The 18,583-nt window shown below is 67.0% G+C and carries 19 protein-coding genes; 4 read left to right on the top strand and 15 right to left on the bottom strand.

Annotated features, from left to right (window positions below; genetic code table 11):
- Nucleotides 1-79: 79 nt before the first annotated feature.
- Nucleotides 80-820 (bottom strand): aldolase, encoded by a 741-nt coding sequence (locus JL37_RS02765; RefSeq protein WP_043541802.1) that lies wholly within the window; start codon nt 818-820, stop codon nt 80-82.
- A gap of 44 nt (nt 821-864) precedes the next feature.
- Complete coding sequence (locus JL37_RS02760) at nt 865-1,581, bottom strand: haloacid dehalogenase type II (RefSeq protein ID WP_043541801.1); 717 nt, start codon at nt 1,579-1,581, stop codon at nt 865-867.
- Nucleotides 1,582-1,705: 124 nt separating this feature from the next.
- Between JL37_RS02760 and JL37_RS02755 the strand changes: the two genes are divergently transcribed.
- Nucleotides 1,706-2,575: a LysR substrate-binding domain-containing protein gene (locus tag JL37_RS02755; protein WP_043541799.1), complete on the top strand. Its 870-nt coding sequence runs from the start codon at nt 1,706-1,708 to the stop codon at nt 2,573-2,575.
- Nucleotides 2,576-2,585: 10 nt separating this feature from the next.
- Here JL37_RS02755 and JL37_RS02750 read toward each other — a convergent pair whose 3' ends face one another.
- The 3 genes from JL37_RS02750 to JL37_RS02740 are packed head-to-tail and all read right to left on the bottom strand — an operon-like array spanning nt 2,586 to nt 4,281.
- On the bottom strand, nt 2,586-2,990 hold the full coding sequence (locus JL37_RS02750; RefSeq protein ID WP_043541797.1) for a YchJ family protein: 405 nt from the start codon (nt 2,988-2,990) through the stop codon (nt 2,586-2,588).
- Nucleotides 2,991-3,010: 20 nt separating this feature from the next.
- The gene (locus tag JL37_RS02745) at nt 3,011-3,283 is read right to left on the bottom strand and encodes a GNAT family N-acetyltransferase (protein ID WP_043541795.1); all 273 of its coding nucleotides are present in this window, start codon (nt 3,281-3,283) and stop codon (nt 3,011-3,013) included.
- 47 nt (nt 3,284-3,330) lie between these two features.
- Entirely contained in the window at nt 3,331-4,281 is a 951-nt protein-coding gene (locus JL37_RS02740) for a 3-hydroxyacyl-CoA dehydrogenase NAD-binding domain-containing protein (RefSeq protein WP_043541794.1), read from the bottom strand.
- Nucleotides 4,282-4,394: 113 nt separating this feature from the next.
- Between JL37_RS02740 and JL37_RS02735 the strand changes: the two genes are divergently transcribed.
- Nucleotides 4,395-5,027: a hypothetical protein gene (locus tag JL37_RS02735; RefSeq protein ID WP_043541793.1), complete on the top strand. Its 633-nt coding sequence runs from the start codon at nt 4,395-4,397 to the stop codon at nt 5,025-5,027.
- Between the two features lie 15 nt (nt 5,028-5,042).
- On the opposite strand, the gene JL37_RS02730 is transcribed toward JL37_RS02735, so the two are convergent.
- Nucleotides 5,043-6,437 (bottom strand): MFS transporter, encoded by a 1,395-nt coding sequence (locus JL37_RS02730; RefSeq protein ID WP_043541790.1) that lies wholly within the window; start codon nt 6,435-6,437, stop codon nt 5,043-5,045.
- A 110-nt stretch (nt 6,438-6,547) separates the two neighbouring features.
- Between JL37_RS02730 and JL37_RS02725 the strand changes: the two genes are divergently transcribed.
- Together JL37_RS02725 and JL37_RS02720 are read left to right on the top strand one after the other, a co-directional pair.
- Complete coding sequence (locus JL37_RS02725; protein ID WP_043541789.1) at nt 6,548-7,417, top strand: LysR family transcriptional regulator; 870 nt, start codon at nt 6,548-6,550, stop codon at nt 7,415-7,417.
- An 87-nt stretch (nt 7,418-7,504) separates the two neighbouring features.
- Complete coding sequence (locus tag JL37_RS02720) at nt 7,505-8,920, top strand: amidase family protein (RefSeq protein ID WP_043541843.1); 1,416 nt, start codon at nt 7,505-7,507, stop codon at nt 8,918-8,920.
- 41 nt (nt 8,921-8,961) lie between these two features.
- On the opposite strand, the gene JL37_RS02715 is transcribed toward JL37_RS02720, so the two are convergent.
- From JL37_RS02715 to JL37_RS02675, 9 genes are all read right to left on the bottom strand, one after another.
- Nucleotides 8,962-9,747: a 2-keto-4-pentenoate hydratase gene (locus JL37_RS02715; protein ID WP_043541787.1), complete on the bottom strand. Its 786-nt coding sequence runs from the start codon at nt 9,745-9,747 to the stop codon at nt 8,962-8,964.
- A gap of 4 nt (nt 9,748-9,751) precedes the next feature.
- A complete protein-coding gene (locus JL37_RS02710) occupies nt 9,752-10,132 on the bottom strand; it encodes a hypothetical protein (RefSeq protein ID WP_043541786.1) in 381 nt (126 codons plus the stop codon).
- A 142-nt stretch (nt 10,133-10,274) separates the two neighbouring features.
- On the bottom strand, nt 10,275-11,555 hold the full coding sequence (locus JL37_RS02705; RefSeq protein WP_043541785.1) for a glutamate-5-semialdehyde dehydrogenase: 1,281 nt from the start codon (nt 11,553-11,555) through the stop codon (nt 10,275-10,277).
- 93 nt (nt 11,556-11,648) lie between these two features.
- Nucleotides 11,649-12,704, bottom strand: coding sequence for a DNA polymerase III subunit delta (gene holA, locus JL37_RS02700; protein ID WP_043541784.1), 1,056 nt, complete (start codon nt 12,702-12,704; stop codon nt 11,649-11,651).
- Entirely contained in the window at nt 12,705-13,367 is a 663-nt protein-coding gene (gene lptE, locus JL37_RS02695; RefSeq protein ID WP_043541782.1) for an LPS assembly lipoprotein LptE, read from the bottom strand.
- A gap of 11 nt (nt 13,368-13,378) precedes the next feature.
- The gene (leuS, locus tag JL37_RS02690; protein ID WP_043541781.1) at nt 13,379-16,036 is read right to left on the bottom strand and encodes a leucine--tRNA ligase; all 2,658 of its coding nucleotides are present in this window, start codon (nt 16,034-16,036) and stop codon (nt 13,379-13,381) included.
- 101 nt (nt 16,037-16,137) lie between these two features.
- Nucleotides 16,138-17,358, bottom strand: a complete 1,221-nt coding sequence (locus tag JL37_RS02685; protein WP_043541780.1) for an MFS transporter — start codon at nt 17,356-17,358, stop codon at nt 16,138-16,140.
- A 53-nt stretch (nt 17,359-17,411) separates the two neighbouring features.
- Nucleotides 17,412-17,933 (bottom strand): MarR family winged helix-turn-helix transcriptional regulator, encoded by a 522-nt coding sequence (locus tag JL37_RS02680; RefSeq protein WP_043541778.1) that lies wholly within the window; start codon nt 17,931-17,933, stop codon nt 17,412-17,414.
- Nucleotides 17,934-18,072: 139 nt separating this feature from the next.
- Complete coding sequence (locus JL37_RS02675; protein WP_043541777.1) at nt 18,073-18,543, bottom strand: HU family DNA-binding protein; 471 nt, start codon at nt 18,541-18,543, stop codon at nt 18,073-18,075.
- Between the last annotated feature and the right edge of the window lie 40 nt (nt 18,544-18,583).

The raw sequence follows: 18,583 nt of genomic DNA, 5'->3' as shown, positions 1-18,583 counted from the left end.
CCCACAGGTACATCCTGTGGGGTTTTGTTTTTGGGGCGCCGCAATGGCGCCGCCCTGGGTGCGGCGCCACCTGGAAAGATCAGGGCAACTGGCGGCGCAACGCCGCGAAGAACAACTCGGATTGCAGCCGTTCGCCCTGTACCTGGGCAGCAACCCTGGCGGCGAGTTCGGGATTGACCGGAACCAGCGGCCTGCCGGTGGACTGTGCAAGCACCTGAGCGGTACAGGCGCGTTCCAGGAAGAAGAGGTCGTCGTACGCGTAGTCCATGCGCTCGCCGCAGACGACCACGCCATGGTTGCCGAGGAAAACGATATCCGCTCCCTGCATGGCGCGGGCGATGCGTTCCCCTTCGCCGGCGTCCAGCGCGAGACCGTTGTAGTGCTCGTCGATGGCCAGACGGCCGTGGAATCGCATGGCGTTTTGCGACAGGGTGGTATCCAGCGCGCGATCGGAAATGAGCGTCAGGGCGGTGGCATATGGCATGTGGGTGTGCAGTACACAGGCTTTGCCGGCGATGCGATGGATTGCGGCATGGATGTACATGGCCGTGGGCTCGACCTCATGGCGGCCTGCGAGCTTGTTGCCGTGGGCATCGACCAGCACGATGTCATCCGCCTGCACCTCGTTCCACATCAGCCCTCGCGGATTGAGCAGGAAATGGTCCGGATCGCCGGGCAGCGCCACGCTGAAATGATTGCAGACGCCTTCCCCCAATCCGTGGGCGGCCGCCGCCCGCAGCGCGAGAGCCAGGTCGGCGCGCAACGCCGCCACGGGTTCGGCATGGAAGAGCGCGTCGGCGAAATGGGGTTCTTGGTTCATGGCTGCCTTTCAGGGATGGGGAGTTGAAGGAAGTCGCGCGCCGTTCATAGCCATCCGGCGTCGCGGAACAGATCGGGAACGCGGTCCAAAGTTGCTACGGTAGCGTCCGGCCGATAGTCAGGCAAGAGCTTGCGGCCCGTGCCGCGGTCGATCCAGACGCAACGAAAACCTATGTCGCGCGCGGCCGCATGATCCAGATGAGGGCTGGCGCAAATGTGGACCACCTCGTCCGTCGTCACCCCGAGGCCGGCATGGGCGTGGGCGAATATCTGGCGCGACGGCTTGTAGGCGCCGGCCTGTTCGGCCGTCACGACACGGTCGATATGGCCGCCCAGCTGCGCAACGTTGCCGGCGATGATGTCGTCGTCGGTGTTGGAGACGATGCATGTCCGGAAACCGGCCTCCTTGAGCGCCGCCAGCGCACCCACCACCTCGGGAAAGGGCGGCATGGCGGAAATGCTGGAGACCAGCATCTCTGCGTACTCGGGCCGGTATTCGAGCCCCAGTTCCTGCATGGTCAGGCGCAGTGCTTCGCCGCTGATGTCCGCGAAGCGGCGTTGCGGCTGTTCGCGCTCCAGCCGATGTTCGTACCCGTCATAGATATGCAGGAATTGCCTGGGGGTGGGCGTACCCTCCGGCGCGGCTGGATTGGCGGAGAGGATGCGGGCAACGGCGGCCTGCAGGCCTTCATCCCACTGAATGAGGGTTCCGTAGCAATCGAAGGTAAGCCATTGAGGACGGGGCAGGTGCGCCAGGGGCATATCGGTTCCTTGGATAGATCCGCGCAGCGATGAGAGAGAGGTTCCAGCGTAGGAGCTGCCGGGTTAAGTTGTAAAATTAATTATTGAACTCAGTTCAGTTGATTAATCAATAACGAGCCCCGCCATGCTGGATCTGGAACTTCTGAGAACCCTGGTTTGCGTCGTGGACGAAGGCAGCTTCACGCGGGCGGCAAGCAGGGTGCATCGCACGCAATCGACCGTCAGCCAGCAGGTGCGCAAGCTGGAACAGAACGTCGGCAAGACGCTGCTTCTGAGAGACAGGGCCGGCGGCAATGTCTCGGCCACGGAGGACGGCGAACTGCTGGTGGCTTATGCGCGCCGCCTGCTGGCCATCGCCGGCGAAGCCGAGCACGTGCTATCGGCTCCCCGCAAGACCCGCGTGCTGCGGCTGGGCATACCGGAGGACTTCGACGTGTCGCGGCTGACCGCGCTGCTGGCCGGGTTCGCCGCGGGACATGCCGACGTGCGCCTGGAAACGAGCAGCGGCATGAGCATGGATTTACGCCGCGGACTGGCCTCGGGCGAGCTGGACCTGGCGCTGGTCAAGCGCGAGCCGGGCGATGGGCCGTGCCTTGCGGCCTGGCCGGAGAAATTGCTGTGGGTGGGCGGCGGGCAGCGGTTTCAGGAGTGCGCCTCGGTGCCGCTGGTCCTGTTTCCGCAAGGCTGTATCTATCGCAAGCGCGTGATCTACGCCTTGGAGAGCGCAGGCCGGCCGTGGCATATCGCGTATCACAGCCCCAGCCTGTCGGGAGTGCAGGCCGCGGTCGCCGCCGGGCTCGGCGTCAGCCTATTGCCGGCGTTTGCGCGCCTCGATACGCATGAGGTGCTGGATGAGGAGACGGGTTTTGCGCCGGTGCCGCCGACGGAACTGGCTATCGTCGGGAACCCGCGCACGCTGAGCGCGGCGGAACAGCATCTGGTGGAGGCGCTGAAGCAAGCCATCGGCCGCGCCGGCCTGCCCGAGGCCGCGTGATGGACGGCGTTCAGTTCAGATCGCCGTCCACGTAATACCACCTGCCGTCTTCCCGCACGAAGCGGCTGAGTTCGTGCAGGCGGTGGGCGCGGCCGGCCTGGCGGCTGCGGGCGACGAATTCCACGGTGGCGTGATCCGCGTCCTGTACCTGCGCTTTCTTGACCGCCAACCCCAGCCACTTCAGGTCGGGAGGATTGGGTTCGAGCGCCGCGGGGCGAGTGCTGGAATGCCAGGTAGCGAGCAGATAGGGCAGCTTGTCCAGCACGAAGGCGCTGTAGCGCGAGCGCATCAACGCTTCGGCGGTGGGCGCCTGCATGGCGAGCGGCCCGTCGTGCCAGCGGCCGCAGCAATCGGCATAGTTCCTGGGGCCGCCGCAAGGGCAGGCCGAGGCGGCTTGGGTTGGAAGTTTTGCCACGATGAGTGCGCCGCCGCCTTTCAGGCCCGCAGGTCGTCGTATTCGGGATGGCGACGCATATAGACCTCGGCATACGAGCACAGCGGCCGCACTTTCCAGCCATTGGAGCGCGCAGACTCCAGCGCATGACGGGTGAGTTCCGCGGCGATGCCGCGGCCGCCCACCTGGCTGGGAACGCCCGTATGGGTGATCGTCATGATGGTGCCTTGCAGATGGTAGTCCAGCACGCACAGCACACCCTCGACGGTGGCCGTGTAGCGGGAGCGTTCGATGTCTTGCGTCACGGAAATCATGCGGATGGATTCCTGGGGATTGATGAAATAGAAGACTGGGGACGGGGTCAGCGTTGCAAGGTTTTAAGCAGCGCGGTCAACTGCGCATCCCGGGCCACGACCAGGTCCGCGATGCTGCGATTTTCCGCCTCGGCCTTGACGCCCTCGATCAGCCGCTGTTGCAGTTCGGGGCTAACGTCCGGCGCGCCCAGATCGTCCCACCAGGTTTGCACGGGGCCGAGCAGATGGTTCATGAAATTCGCCAGGCCGCCCTCGCCGCCGCCCAGGTTGAACGTCATGTGCGGGCCGAACAGCGCCCAGCGCAGGCCGGGGCCCTGTGAGACCGCGGCGTCGATATCGGCGACGCTGGCGACGTTTTCGGCCGCCAGATGGATGGCTTCGCGCCAGAGCGCGGCCTGCAGTCGGTTTGCGATGTGCCCTGGAACTTCCTTGTTCAGGCGGATGGGGTACTTGCCCATGTTCCGGTAGAAGGCGATGCAGCGGTCGATCGTGTCCGCCGATGTCTGTTCGCCTCCCACGACCTCGACCAGCGGAATCAGGTGGGGCGGATTGAACGGATGCCCGATGACGAAGCGGGAAGGATGCCGGCAGCGCGACTGCAAGCGGCTCATGATGAGGCCGGACGAACTCGATGCGACGATGACGTGGGGCGGCAGCGCCGCATCCATGCGCGCGAACAGTTCAGTCTTGAAGTCTTCGCGTTCCGGGCCGTTCTCCTGGACGAAGTCCACGCCGGCCAGCGCCGTTTCCAGGTCCGGTTCAAACGTCAGCGCGCTGGGCGATGCGTCCGGAAGCACGCGGCCCAGTTCGGTCAGCACGGGCCAGGCGGCCTGCACGCGGGCCCGTGTCTGGGATTCGGCGTCGGCGGCCGGATCGCTGACGACCACTTCCAGGCCGCGGGCAAGGAACAACGCGGCCCAACTGGCGCCTATGGTGCCGGCGCCCACGATGGCGACGCGGCGGATGGCGGGCGGAAGCGGCGTGGCGGGACTGGACATGCGGGTCTCCTGGTTGCGTGGATAGGAGCATTGTGAAGCAAACGCCGGAGCGTTGCCACGCGAAGCGGGCGCGGGCAAGATAACGCTTTCCCCTGATTCGCCGGAGCCCCTGGATGCACGAGACGCCCGACCGCCTATCCGCCGTGCCGTACTGCTGCCAGTGGGCGTCGGCGCATTTGGCCGGCCAGATCATCCGTGGCGAGCTGGCGCTGGCCGATGACCCCGGGTGGCGGGATTCTGGCGCGCGCGATGTGGATGAGTACGCGCGCTGGGCCAGCCACGTCTGCGGCATGGCCTGCCTGAACATGGTGCTGGCGGCGCGCGGCGCGGGCCGCCATCCCGTCCTGGAGCTGGCGCGCCGCAGTTTGCCCTATGGCGCCTACACCGTGGACGGCGAGCGCATCAATGGGATGATATACGCGCCGTTCGTGCGCTACGTGGCCGAGGTGTTCGGCCTGGACGCCAAGGTGCATGTGGGCTTGCGGACCGATGAACTGCCCGCGTTGATGGGCCAGGCCGAATACTTCATGGCTTCGGTCCATCCCTGGATCCGCTGGCCGGACAGGGAGCCGCCGAAGAAGGGCGGGCATCTGGTGCTGCTGACCCGCGCCACCCCGGGCTCGGTGAGGTTCCACAACCCCTCGGGCGAGCCGGGCTCGCAAGCCGATGTCGAATTGCCGCTGGCCACGTTCGACCGCTATTTCGCGGGACGCGGCGTGGCCATTCTGCCCGCCGCGTCCGTTTGAGGGTACGGCTGCCGTTCAGGCGTTCCGGGCGCGGCGCAGATGCCGAGATCCCAGAACCACGGCCACCAGATAGCTCGCGGCGATGATCACATAGGCCACGGGCAGGGCGCCGCGCCAGTCCGGCATGAGGTGCAGGATGGTGCCCATCAAGGCGACGCCCACCAGCGCGCCCGACTGGCGGTTGGCGTTCAGCGTCGCCGCGGCGCTGTTCGCATGGTTTTTTCCCGATACCTGCATGACTACGCTGGTCATAGCCGGCACGGCGATGCCCACGCCGAGGTTGGCCAGCGCGACGATGGCGGCGAACGGCCAGTAAGGAACGCCCGGCGTGACCGTGAAGATGGCGACCGCGCTCATGGCCGCGGCAAGCGACATGCCGCCCAGCAGCGAGGCCGATACGTTCCAGCGCGCCGACATCCGGCTGGAGATGAGATTGCCGATGGAAAATACCGCCAGCATCGGAACCAGCTGGATGCCTGTCTGAAGGGCGTCGGCGCCGCGCGCCTGCTGCAGGAACAGGCTGAGCAGGAAGAGTTGGCCGTAGGAGGCCAGATTGATCAAAAAGCCGATGCCGTTGGCCGCCGCGAATTGCGTGGTTGCGAAAAGCGCGCGTGGAATGATGGGCTCGGCGTGGCGGCGCTCGCGCCGGACCAGCAGCGTCGCGCTGCCCAGGAACAGGGCGGCGGCGATTGCGATGCGGCTGGAGGTCCAGCCATAGGCGTTGCCCTGGATCAGCGCGAAGCACAGCGAAGACAGCGCGATGATGCCCAGAAGGTGGCTCAGCGGATTGAGCGCGCGCGGCCGGCGGGGCGCGGCCTGGATGCGGCGGCGGGCCAGCCACAGCCCCACGATCCCCAGCGGGATATTGATGAGGAAGATCCCGCGCCAGCCGAACTGGTGGATCAGCATGCCGCCCATCAGCGGGCCGGCCGCGCCCGCTACCGCCACGATCGCCGACCAGGCGGCCAGCATGCGGTTGCGCATGTGCTCGTCGTCATAGGCGTGGGTCAGCAGGCTCAGGGAGCTGGGCATGAACAAGGCCGCGCCCAGGCCCTGGAGCATGCGGGCCAGGATGAGGATGTCCGCATCCGGCGCCAGGCCGCAAAGCAGGGACGCAAAGGTAAAGACGCCCAGGCCTGCCAGGTATATGGTTTTGGCCCCGTAGCGGTCGGCCAGCGCGCCCGCGACGAGGAGCAGGGCGGCGAAGGTGAGCGTATAGCCATCGACGATCCAGACCAGATCCGTCAGGGGCACGGTGAATTGCAGCGCAATGCTGGGCAGGGCGACGTTGACGACGGTGACGTCCAGCATGGCCATGACGAAGCCGATCGCCAGCGTGACGAGCGGCAGCCAGCCGGCGGCGGCGGGTGGGGCATCCAGGGAGGGGGCATGGGGGCAGGCGGAATTCATGGCATGGGCTCAGCGGGCTTTCGAGGAGGCAAGCTTAGGATTTTTCTTTGATGCAAAAAAGCCGAATAATTGCTTTATAGTGATGCGGAAATGCATCAACGGAACTCCGCATGGATTGGGACAACGCCAGGATTTTCCTGGCCATTTACCGGGTAGGCACGCTGCGCGGCGCAGCGGCCCTGCTGCAGATCGATCAGGCCACGGCCGGCCGCAGGCTGGCGGCCTTGGAGTCTTCGCTCGACGCGCGGCTGTTCCTGCGCACGCCGGGCGGATACGTGCCCACGGCCGCCGGCGAGCTGGCGTTCGCTGCGGCGGAACGCATGGAGCAGGCGGCCGACCAGCTGCAGCGCCAGATGCAGGGGCTGGACCACCGCCTGTCAGGCGTGGTGCGGGTGGCGACGTCGGAAACCGTGGCCCGGTATTTCGTCATGGAGGCCATCCGGCGCGTGCACGCCCAGCATCCCGATATCCGCGTCACGCTGTCCACGGCGATCCAGCTGAGCAATCTGACGCGCCGCGAGGCGGACCTGGCGATACGGAACCTCAGGCCGGACAACCCCGACCTGATCCACCGCCACCTGGCGCGCAAGGAGGTCGGGCTGTATGCGTCCCGGGCGTACCTGGCTGAGCACGGCGAGCCCCGCCCGGGAACGGCGTTCGCGGGACACACGCTGGTGGCGTACCAGAAAGCGCTTTTGCCGGGCTGGTCCGACATGTTTTGCGGGGAGCCTACGGGCAATGGCCGCATCGGCCTGGAGGTGAATTCCGGCCTGATGATCATCGAAGCCGTGGTCGCAGGCCTGGGTATCGGCGAACTGCCCACGCATATGGCGCCCGACTATCCGGATCTGGTGCGCATCTGGCCGAACCGCAGCGAACCTTATGATCTGTGGCTGGTGATGCATGGCGACCTGAACCGCACGGCCCGCGTGCGCGCGGTGGCCGACGCGATCGTCGAGGTCTTCGAAGAGGCCAAGTAGCGGCGCCGTTGCGGGGCCGGCTTGTGGGCGGCGTCGCCAGGCGCTAAGGTGGACGAGCCTTGCAAATCCATGACCCAGGAGCCCAGCGTGTCCGATCTTTGGCGTTTGTCCGCAGTTGAGCTTGCCGCCCGTATCCGCAAGCGCGATGTCTCCGCGCGCGAAGCCGCGCAAAGCGCGCTGCAGCGGCTGGAAGCCGTCAACCCCGTTCTCAATGCCGTGGTGGATTACCGTCCCGAATCGGCGCTCGCGCAAGCCGCCGAGGTGGACGCGGCCCTGGCGCGCGGCGAGGAGCCGGGGCCGTTGGCCGGCGTGCCCGTCACGGTAAAGATCAATGTGGACCAGGCAGGCTTTGCCACCACCAATGGCGTAAGCCTGCAGAAGGACGCGATCGCTGCCGAAAACAGCCCGGTCGTGGACAACTTGCGCCGCGCGGGGGCGGTCATCCTGGGGCGCACCAATACGCCGGCGTTTTCGCTGCGCTGGTTCACGAGCAACCGCTTGCATGGCGACACGCTGAACCCGCGCAATCCGGCGCTGACGCCGGGAGGATCTTCGGGCGGCGCGGCCAGCGCCGTGGCTGCCGGTGTCGGCCACCTGGCGCATGGCACCGATATCGCTGGATCCATCCGCTACCCGGCCTATGCCTGCGGCGTCCATGGGCTGCGGCCCTCCCTGGGGCGTGTGCCCGCGTACAACGCGGCGTTGCCCGAACGCTCCATCGGCGCGCAACTGACCGCCGTGTCGGGCCCCCTGGGGCGCAGCATCGCCGATCTGCGGCTGGGCCTGGCCGCGCTGGCGGCGCCAGACCCTCGCGATCCCTGGTGGGTTCCAGCGCCCCTGACCGGGCCCGATGCGCCGCGCCGGGCGGCGCTGTGCCTGAATCCCGATGGCATGGACACCGAACCCGCCGTGGTCAAGGCTTTGCAGGAGGCGGCGCGCAGGCTCAGCGAGGCTGGCTGGACGGTGGACACCCTGGATTCCCTGCCTCCGATGCAGGAGGCGGCCGAACTGCAGATCCGCATGTGGCTGGCGGACGGCTATGAGGCGCTGGTCGCGGCAGCCGAGCAAGAAGGCGACCGCGGTGCGCTCGTGGCGCTGGCGGGCCAGCGCGAGAAGGCGGCCGGCGCCGATCTGGCAGGCTTTTCCGCGGTGCTGACGCGCCGCGCCACGCTTACGCGCATGTGGGAGTTGTTCTTTGCCGATTACCCGGTGCTGCTGCTGCCGGTATCCGCGGAGCTTCCCTTTCCGGACAAGCTCGATCTGCAGGGCGACGAGGCCTATGCCCGCGTCTGGCGCGCGCAAATGACGCAGATCGGCGTGCCGTTCATGGGATTGCCCGGCCTGACGGTCGCGATGGGGACGGCCATGAGCGGCGCGGGTCCGAGCCCGGTCGGCGTGCAGGTGGTGGCGGGGCGCTACCGCGAAGACCTATGCCTGGCGGTCGGCGAGATCATCGAGGCGGCCGGCGAGGCCGTCGGCGTCGCCGAGCCGGCGGCCCGCTAGAAAAAAAGGCTGGCTCGCGGCCAGCCTCCGGTGTTCGCGGTCTACTTGCTGAACCTCAGGGGCAGGACGCCGAGGTCGCCGTAGGCGAGTTCGACGTCACGGTTGGCGGGCACGTCCAGGAATCCGGCGTACGAGCCGGTGATGACGTGCTGGCCGGCCCGCAGCCCCAGGCCTTGTTCGCGCAGGAAATTGGCCAGCCAGTACAGCCCGGCCTTCGGCTGGTCGTTCGGATGGATGCCCGCGTGCTGCTCGATTTCCTCGCCGTCGATGGACAGGGTGATGCTCATGCTGCCGGGGGCGGAATGAGGCGAGGCGATGCGCGGGCCCAGGACCAGCCCCAGGTTGAACATATGGTCTGCCAGGAGCTCGGGCAGGCTGGCGTGTTCCGGAGACGAGTAGCGGCAGCCCAGGACCTCCAGGGCGAGGCGCGCGCCCGCGACTGCGGCGTCGATCTCGGCATCCGTGTAAGGCTCGGCGCGCGCGGGCAGGTCCCGGGCGATCTCGAATGCGATTTCGGGTTCGATGCGCAGCACGTCGGTCCGCGCGGCGATCGGGCCGGTCTCGGCATATGCGACCGTGGAGGCATAGATGGGGGCGACGACGGTTTTCTCGGGGGACGGCAGCGCGCTTTTCCAGGCGGCGATGCCGTCCTGGCGCTTTTCCTGCAGCAGCTGCGCGGTGCGTTGTTGCACGGCGAAGGCCTGCCCCAGCGACTGCGGGCGGACGTCGGCAGGCAGGCGAGGGCCGGCCACGCCGGATTCGCGCGCCGCGATCAGGTAACGGGCCGCCTCGAGGCAGCCGGGATAGTCTTCGATTCTGATCTGCATGCGCTCAGACTCCGAGATACAGCATGATCCACAGGGCGACCATCGCGATCAGCCCCAGCCAGCAAGAGCCCCAGAAGCCGACGATCGGCCATTTCAGGGCTAGCGGCGTCTTCTTCGGATCGACGTGGCCCAGCAGGTCGTTGGCGTTGCCGATCAGCGAGAACCGGGTGCCCGGGAACATCAGGCGGAAGAAGTAGTCCAGCGTGATCGCTGCCCGCACCGCCAGGGGATACTGGGCGAAAGTGCGGTGCTGGAGGTACGGATGCTTCAGCGCGGAGTTGATCTGCTTGCTCTTGAAAAAGAACAGGACGATGCCGCTGATTGTGCAGGTAATGAAGCACAGCACGAAAAGGCTGAAGGCCATGGAAATGGCGGCTGAATGCATGGGGGATCTCGGGTTGCGCGGCGGGCCGCGTTCGGATGACAAGAAAGCCGGGAGAAAATGCCTGGCCGTATTGTAAAAGGCTAGCCGCGGCCCCGTGTTCAGGGCTGCGTCAGGCGCGCCGCGGCGGCGCGCCCGATGCGTCTCAGCCGCGGACCTGGCCTTCGCCGCTCAACACCCACTTCAGCGTGGTCAGGCCTTCCAGGCCGACCGGCCCCCGGGCGTGCAGCCGGTTCGTGGAGATGCCGATTTCGGCGCCGAGGCCGTATTCGAAGCCATCCGCGAAGCAGGTCGGCAGGTTGACGTAGACCGAGCTGGAGTCGACCTCGCGCTGGAAGCGCTGCGCGGCCGACAGGTCCTCGGTGACGATGGCGTCGGTGTGGCCAGAACCCCAGCGCGCGATGTGTTCGATGGCGTCGTCCAGCGAGTCGACGATGCGCACCGCCAGGATGGGGCCGAGGTATTCCGTCGCCCAATCTTCTTCGGTGGCCGGCTTGGCGTGCGGCAGCAAGGCCAGCGTGCGGGGGCAGCCGCGCAGCTCGACGCCATGCTCGGCGAAATCCGCGGCCAGGCTGGGCAGGATGGAAACCGCGGCCACCGCGTCGACCAGCAGGGTCTCCATGGCACCGCAGATGCCGTAGCGGTAGGTCTTGGCGTTGAGGGCAATGGCGTGGGCCTTGTCCGGGTCTGCCGCCGCGTCGATGTAGACGTGGCAATTGCCGTCCAGGTGCTTGATCAGCGGCACCCGGGCTTCCTGGGCCAGGCGGGCGATCAGGCCCTTGCCGCCCCGCGGCACGATGACATCGATGTGTTCGGTCATGGTGATGAGCTTGCCCACGGCGGCGCGGTCGGCGGTGGCCACGACTTGCACGGCGTCTTGCGGCAGGCCGGCGGCGGCCAGGCCTTTTTGCACGATGCGGCCCAGTGCGACGTTGGAGTGCAGCGCTTCGCTGCCGCCGCGCAGGATGGCGGCGTTGCCTGACTTCAGGCACAAGGCCGCGGCGTCGATCGTCACGTTGGGGCGGGATTCATAGATGATGCCGATCACGCCGAGCGGCACGCGCATCTGGGCGACGCGCATGCCGTTGGGACGCACGGTGGTGGCGGTAATGCTTCCGATCGGGTCCGGCAGGGCGGCGATCTGGCGCAGGCCTTCGGCCATGTGCGCAAGCGTCTTGTCCGACAGGGTCAGGCGGTCCAGCAGCGCGGGCTCCAGCCCATTGGCGCGGGCGGCGGAGACGTCTTTCTCGTTGGCCGCCTTGAGCTCGTCATGGCTGGCGGCGAGCGCGTCGGCCATGGCGAGCAGGGCCTGGTTCTTGGCGGCGCCGGTGGCGCGCATCATGGCGCGGGAGGCGCGGCGGGCATTCTCACCCAGGGTGAGCATGGATTGTTCGATGGAGGACGAGGACATGGCGGCGTCGATCATGGAGTATGGGGCGGCATGTGGGCCGCCTGAAGAATCAGTGTATATCCGGCGCGTGGCCGGTGGTGGAGGGCGGAGGCGGCGGCTATGCCGCCTTCACGGTCGTCCGCCGGCGGCGGCTACGCGCAGCGCCAGCCGCGTCATTTCTTCCCAGGGATCGGACAGGCGGCCTGGCACGGAAAGGCCCTTGATCAGGCGGTCCACTTCGTGCGCGTGCTGCACCGCGGCCGGCCAGACGCCCGGCTGCACCCTGCCCAAGGCCTGCAGGGCAAGGCGTTCGTGCGCTCCGAAAATGCGCAGGCGGCGCATCAGGCCATTCACGTCCTGCCCCAGGGCGCGGGCTTCCGCCACGCGGGCCAGCAAGCGGATTTCCTCGCCCACCGCCCACAGCACCAGGGGCAGGGCCTCGCCTTCGGCGCGCAGCCCGTCGATCATCCGGATGGTACGGCCCGTATCGCCGGCGAGCATGGCGTCGCGCAGCCCGAAGACGTCGTAGCGCGCCACGTTCAGCACCGCGCGTTCGACGTCCTCCGCCGCCAACTGGCCCTCGGGATAGAGCAGGCCGAGCTTCTGGATTTCCTGGTGGGCGGCCAGCAGATTGCCTTCGACCTTGTCCGCCATCCATTGAAGGGTGGCGTTGTCGGCACGCTGGTTCTGGCGCGCGAGGCGCATGCCGATCCAGGCTGGCAGGCGGCCCCGTTCGATGCTGGCGATATCGACCATCATGCCGCCGCGGCTCAATGCCTGCACCCAGCGGCTCTCGCGCGTGGCCTTGTCCAGCCGGGGCAGCGAGATCAGGACGAGCGTGTCCGGGTCGGCCTGTTTTTCGGCCTGCTCGGCCAGCCGCGACAGCGTGTCGGCGCCGGCCTTGCCGGGCTTGCCGGTCGGGATCTTGATTTCGAGAATGCGGCGGTCGCCGAAAAGCGACACGCTTTGCGTGGCGGCGGTGACGGAGCTCCAGTCGCTGCGGGCGTCCATCACCATGGACAGCCGGTCGGTATAGCCGGCGTTGCGGGCCGAGGCCCGCAGCACGTCCACCGCCTCCGTCACCAGCAGGGGCTCGTCGCCCGACACCGTATATAGCGGCGCCAGCCGGTTGCCCGGCCGTTGCAGGTGTTCGGCCAGGCGGTCCGCGTCCAGGGGCTGTGCCATTTAGCGCACGTTGGCCGGATCGGTGGTGGACGGCGTGTGCCAGGGCGACGGTGTGCGCTGCGGCTCGGGGGCGTTCGGGTCGTACAGCGGGATTTCTCCGTCTTCGCCGCGTTGCTCGGCGTTCTCGAAGGCGGTGCGCACTTCGGGAGCGGTCAAGCGGCGCAGCAGGCGCGACACGAGGTCGCGCTGCATGGCCCGGTACAGCGTTTCGATCTGGCCCTGCTTGGCCTGCACGACCTGGTCGTCGTAGGGCATTTCGCGGTAGACCGACAGCGTGGTGTCCGGGATCACCGCGCGGCCCTTGGCGTCGATGAGGCGGAACGTATAGTTGATGCCGAGTTCGTATTCCTCGACGCGGCCCTGGGCGTTCAGCGAGACCTCGCGCAAGGTCCGGGCGTCGGAGACCTGCTGGAGGATGGCCTGCGCACCCTTGATGTTGTCGACCAGCTTGGTGTTGGGCGACGCCGCGCGCACCGCGCGGCGCACGTCGGCGCCGAACTGGGTGTTGTCGGGGATTCCGATGTACAGCGTGTCGAACGGCAGCGGAGTGACTCCCCGCAGGGCGAAGCCGCAAGCGGAGAGCAGCATGAACAGCGCCAGGCAGGCGCCGCGCAGCAGCCACGTTTGGCGGGGAAAGTGCGTTTGTTGCCCGGCGAAGTGCATGCTTGACCTCATCAGCCTACGACGTTGACCAGTTTGCCCGGAACCACGATGACGCGCTTGGGCGGACGGCCTTCCAGGAAGCGGGCGACCTCTTCTTGCGCGGCCGCGAGCTTTTCGATGTCTTCCTTGGCGGCCTTGGCGGCCACGCGGATCGAGCCGCGCAGCTTGCCGTTGACCTGGAGCATCAGTTCGATCTCGTCGGCGACCAGCGCCGCCTCGTCCACGTGCGGCCAGGGCGCGTCCAGCAGGTCGCCCAATTCCTGCGCGTAGCCGAGGTCGCTCCACAGGTGCCAGGTGATGTGCGGCACGACCGGGTACAGCACGCGCAGCAGCACGCCCAGGGTTTCGGCGTAGGCGGCGTCCGCGGGAGCGCCTTCAGGCAGCTTGGCGTCGTCGATCGCGTTCAGCATCTTCATGCAGGCGGACACGACGGTGTTGTACTGGATGCGCTGGTAGTCGTAGTCGGCCTGCTTGAGCAGCGAATAGACCTCGCGGCGCAGATCCTTGACGGGAGCCGGAGCCTGCGTCCAGTCGGCGCCGTGAGCCAGGCCGCGGGCGACGGCCTCGCGCTTGGCGTAGCTGATCGACCAGAGGCGGCGCAGGAAGCGGTTGGAGCCTTCGACGCCGGAGTCCGACCATTCGAGGGTCTGCTCGGGCGGGCTGGCGAACATGACGAACAGGCGGGCCGTGTCGGCGCCCAGGGTGTCGATGAGCGACTGCGGGTCGACGCCGTTGTTCTTGGACTTGGACATCGTGCCCACGCCGCCGTAATTGATGGCGGAGCCGTCGGACTTCAGCTTGGCGCCGACGATGGCGCCGCGGTCGTCATAGACGTTTTCGACGTCTTCCGGCCAGAAGTACTCGATGCCGCCCTGGGGCGTCTTGCGCGAATAGATGTGGTTCAGCACCATGCCCTGGCACAGCAGCTTGGTGAAGGGCTCGTCGAAGTTGAGCAGGCCCATGTCGCGCATGACCTTGGTCCAGAAGCGGGCGTACAGCAAGTGCAGTACGGCGTGCTCGATGCCGCCGATGTACTGGTCCATCGGCATCCAGTAGTCATTGCGCGCGTCGACCATGGCGTTGTCGTTGCCCGGCGAGGTGTAGCGCATGAAATACCAGGACGAGTCCACGAACGTGTCCATCGTGTCCGTCTCGCGGCGCGCGGGCTTGCCGCACTTGGGGCAGGCGCAGGACAGGAAGGCCTCGTTCTTGGCCAGCGGATTGCCGCTGCCGTCGGGGATGAGATCGTCCGGCAGGACTACGGGCAGGTCTTTCTCGGGCACGGGAACCGGGCCGCAATCCGCGCAGTGGATGATGGGGATAGGGGTGCCCCAGTAGCGTTGGCGGGAAATGCCCCAGTCGCGCAGGCGCCAGGTGGTCTGCTTTTCGCCCAGGCCCTGCGCGCCCAGGTCGGCCGCGATGGCGTCGACCGCTTCCTTGTGCGAGAGGCCGTCGTACTTGCCGGAATTGATGGTGCGTCCGGCCTGCTTGTCGCCGTACCATTCCTGCCAGGCGTCGGTGGAGTAGGCCTTGCCGGCCACGTCCACGACCTGCACGATGGGCAGGTCATATTTCTTGGCGAAGGCGAAATCGCGTTCGTCATGCGCCGGCACGCCCATGACGGCGCCGTCGCCGTAGGTCATGAGCACGTAGTTGCCGACCCATACCTGGACTTCGGCGCCCGTGACGGGGTGCGTGACGTACAGGCCCGTGGGCATGCCTTCCTTTTCGCGCGTAGCCATTTCGGCCTCGGTCGTGCCGCCCAGCTTGCATTGCTCGATGAACGCGGCCAGCTGCGGGTTGGAGCGGGCGGCCTGGGTGGCCAGGGGGTGTTCCGGCGCCACGGCGCAGAAGGTCACGCCCATGATCGTGTCGGCGCGGGTCGTGAAGACGTACAGCTTGCCGTCCTGGATCAGCTGGCCGTCAGGGCCGGCGATCTTGTGCGGAAACGCGAAGCGCAGGCCTTCGGACTTGCCGATCCAGTTTTCCTGCATCAGGCGCACGCGCTCCGGCCAGCCCGGCAGGTCGTTCTGGACCGCGCCCAGCAGTTCGTCGGCATAGTCGGTGATACGGAGGTAGTAGCCGGGGATCTCGCGCTTTTCGACGAGCGCGCCCGAACGCCAGCCGCGGCCGTCGATGACCTGCTCGTTGGCCAGCACGGTCTGGTCCACCGGATCCCAGTTGACGACCTGGGTCTTGCGGTAGGCCACGCCCTTTTCCAGCATCTTGAGGAACAGCCATTGGTTCCATTTGTAGTACTGGGGATCGCAGGCGCACATTTCGCGCGACCAGTCGATCGCCAGCCCCATCGCCTTCATCTGCTTCTTCATATAGGCGATGTTGTCGTACGTCCACTTCGCCGGGGGCACCTTGGACTTGATGGCGGCGTTTTCCGCCGGCATGCCGAAGGCGTCCCAGCCCATGGGCATCAGGACGTTGTAGCCGCGCATGCGCAACTGGCGGGCCATCATGTCGTTGATGGTGTAGTTGCGCACGTGGCCCATGTGCAGCTTGCCGCTGGGGTAGGGCAGCATCGAGCAGGCGTAGAACTTCGGCTTTTCGGAGCCGTCGGCGTTCTTGGCGTGTTCGTGGACCAGGTAGACGTCGCGGGCCTGCCAGTCTTGGTGGGCGGCCGCTTCGACGATATTGGGGAGGTAACGTTCCTGCATGGGCTCGTGCACGGTGGCAAAAAAGGGTGAGCCGCCCGGCCGCGCCGGGCGCGGGGGCGGCCTGGCTCGGTGGCGGTCAAAACCCCTGATTATAGGAGGTGCTAGGCGTGGACCGGGGGCGAGGCCGTTTCCGGGATGCGCGCGCTTGGCGAGAGGGCGCCGTAAAGCAGCGTTATCCCTCCGAGAACGGCGCCCGCCGTGACCACGCCGGGCCAGCCAAAATGGGCGTACAGCCAGGACGATACCAGCGAACCGGACGCTCCGCCGATGAAGTAGCTGGTCATGTAACCGGCCGTCAGCCGGCTGCGCGCCTCGGGGCGCATCCGGTAGAGCGCGCTGCTATTCGTGACATGCACTCCCTGGATCGCAAGATCCTGCACCAGGATGCCTGCCAGCAGGGCAATCACGGACGCCTGGCCGAAAGCCATCAGTCCCCATGAGCCCAGCAGCAGGAGCAGCCCGACGCGGGTGGCCAGGTTGCCCAGGCCGCGGTCGGCCAGGCGGCCGAATCGGTTGGCGGCGTAGGCGCCGGCTGCGCCGGCCAGCCCGAACAGCCCGATCGTCGTGTTGCTGTATTGATAGGGCGGGCTGGCCAGGAGAAAGGTCAGTGGCGTCCACAGCATGCTGAAGGCGGCGAACAGCAGGCCGCCGAGGAGCGAGCGGGCGCGGAACAGCGGCTCTTCGACGAACATTTTCAAGATGGAGGCAAGCAGGCGCGGGTAGCTCAGGCCCGCGGGGCTCTGGTAGCGGGGCAGCAGGCGCCACAGGGCGGCGGACATGGCCAGCATCAGGATCGCCGCCACCCAGTACACCGTGCGCCAGCTGCCCACGTCGGCCAGCACGCCCGCGATGGTGCGCGCCAGCAGGATGCCGAGCAGCAGCCCGCTCATGACCGTGCCCACCGCCTTGCCCCGTTCGTGGGGGGCGGCCAGCGTGGCGGCGAAGGGCACCAGGATCTGGGCCACGACGGACAGCATGCCGGTCAGCGCGGTGCCCACGATCAGGACGGTGATATTGGGAGCGAAGGCGGAGATGAGCAGGCTCGCCGAGGACAGCAGGCTCATGAGCACGATGAGGCTGCGGCGTTCGAACATGTCGCCCAGCGGCACCAGCAGCATCAGGCCTACCGCATAGCTCAGCTGCGCCGTGGTGACGATGGAGCCGGCCGCGGCGGTGGACAGCGAGAATTGCTCGCCGATGGTGTGCAGCAGCGGCTGCGCATAGTAGTTGCTGGCGACGGCCAGGCCGGTGGCGACGGACATCAGCAGGATGATCGGCGCGGTGAGCACCGGCGCCTGGGGAGAACGGGAAGCGGAAGTCATGGGTCTCGGGCGGGGAATAGCGGATTGCGCCGGGAGGCGCCGGGGCGGAGGGCTCAGGCGTCGATGCCGCCTGGCGTTTCCTGGTCCAGCCTGACCAGCATCTTCTTCAGGAGGCCGGCCAATTGCTTGCGTTCGCTGGCCGATAGCGGATCCAGCAATTCATTGAGGTCCTTCAGGTAGTCCTTCAGCACCGCCTTCACGATCCGCAGGCCCTCGGCGGTGAGCGACACGATGACACCACGCCGGTCGTCCGGGTTGGGGCTGCGCATGAGCAGCCCCGCCTGCTCCAGGCGGTCCAGCCGGTTGGTCATCGCGCCGGAGGTCAGCAGCAGGGCCGCGACCAGCTTCTGCGGGTTGAGGGCGTAGGGCGGCCCGCTGCGGTACAGCGTGGCCAGCACGTCGAATTCGCCCTGGTGCAGGGTGTGGTGGCGAAAACTGCGGTTGACGTTGCGCGTGGCCAGGGCGTTCAGGCGGAACACGCGGGTGATGACGGCCATGGGAGAGAAGTCCTGGCTGGGACATTCCGCGGTCCATTGCGAGATCACCAGGTCGACGAGATCGTTGGTGGATGCCATTTATTTCCAGGTAAAGTATCTTTACGTGAAGATAAATTCTAACAGTGGCATCCCGCAGCGCGCAATGCGCGCGGCAAAAAAGAAGGGCCCGCCTCTTGCGAGGCGGGCCCTTCCGGCTTGACCGGATACTCGCGCGGAATTACTGCGCGGCGTCCTTCAGCTTCTTGAGCGGGCGAACCTTCACCTTGACCGAGGCCGGCTTGGCGGGGAACCAGCGCTCTTCACCCGTGAACGGATCCTTGCCGAAGCGCTTGGCCTTGGCGGGAACCTTCTGCACGGCGACCTTGAACAGGCCGGGCAGCGTGAATTCGCCGGCGCCCTTCTTGTCCACGGAACCCAGAACCGAGGTTTCCAGGCTGGCCAGGACGGCCTTGACAGCCTTGGCTTCAACGCCGGATTGCTCAACGATGTAGGCGATGAGCTGGGTCTTGTTCAGAGCAGCCTTGATGGCCTTGGGGGCAGCAGCGACCTTCTTGGCGGCGACGACCTTCTTGGCTGCGGGCTTCACAGCGGGCTTCGCAGCGGTTTTGGTGGCGGGAGCCTTCTTAGCGGGTGCCTTGACGGCGGGCTTGGTGACTTTCTTGGCAGGAGCTTTTGCTTTCGTGGCCATGGTCAAAATCCGTATGTTGAGGACATGGAGCAGCGCGTGC

Origin of the sequence: Achromobacter sp. RTa, from assembly GCF_000757485.1 — a bacterium.
In the GTDB taxonomy this organism is placed as follows: Bacteria; Pseudomonadota; Gammaproteobacteria; order Burkholderiales; family Burkholderiaceae_B; genus Achromobacter.
Note: the sequence above shows the minus strand (reverse complement) of the source record. Positions and strands in the feature narration are given on the sequence as shown.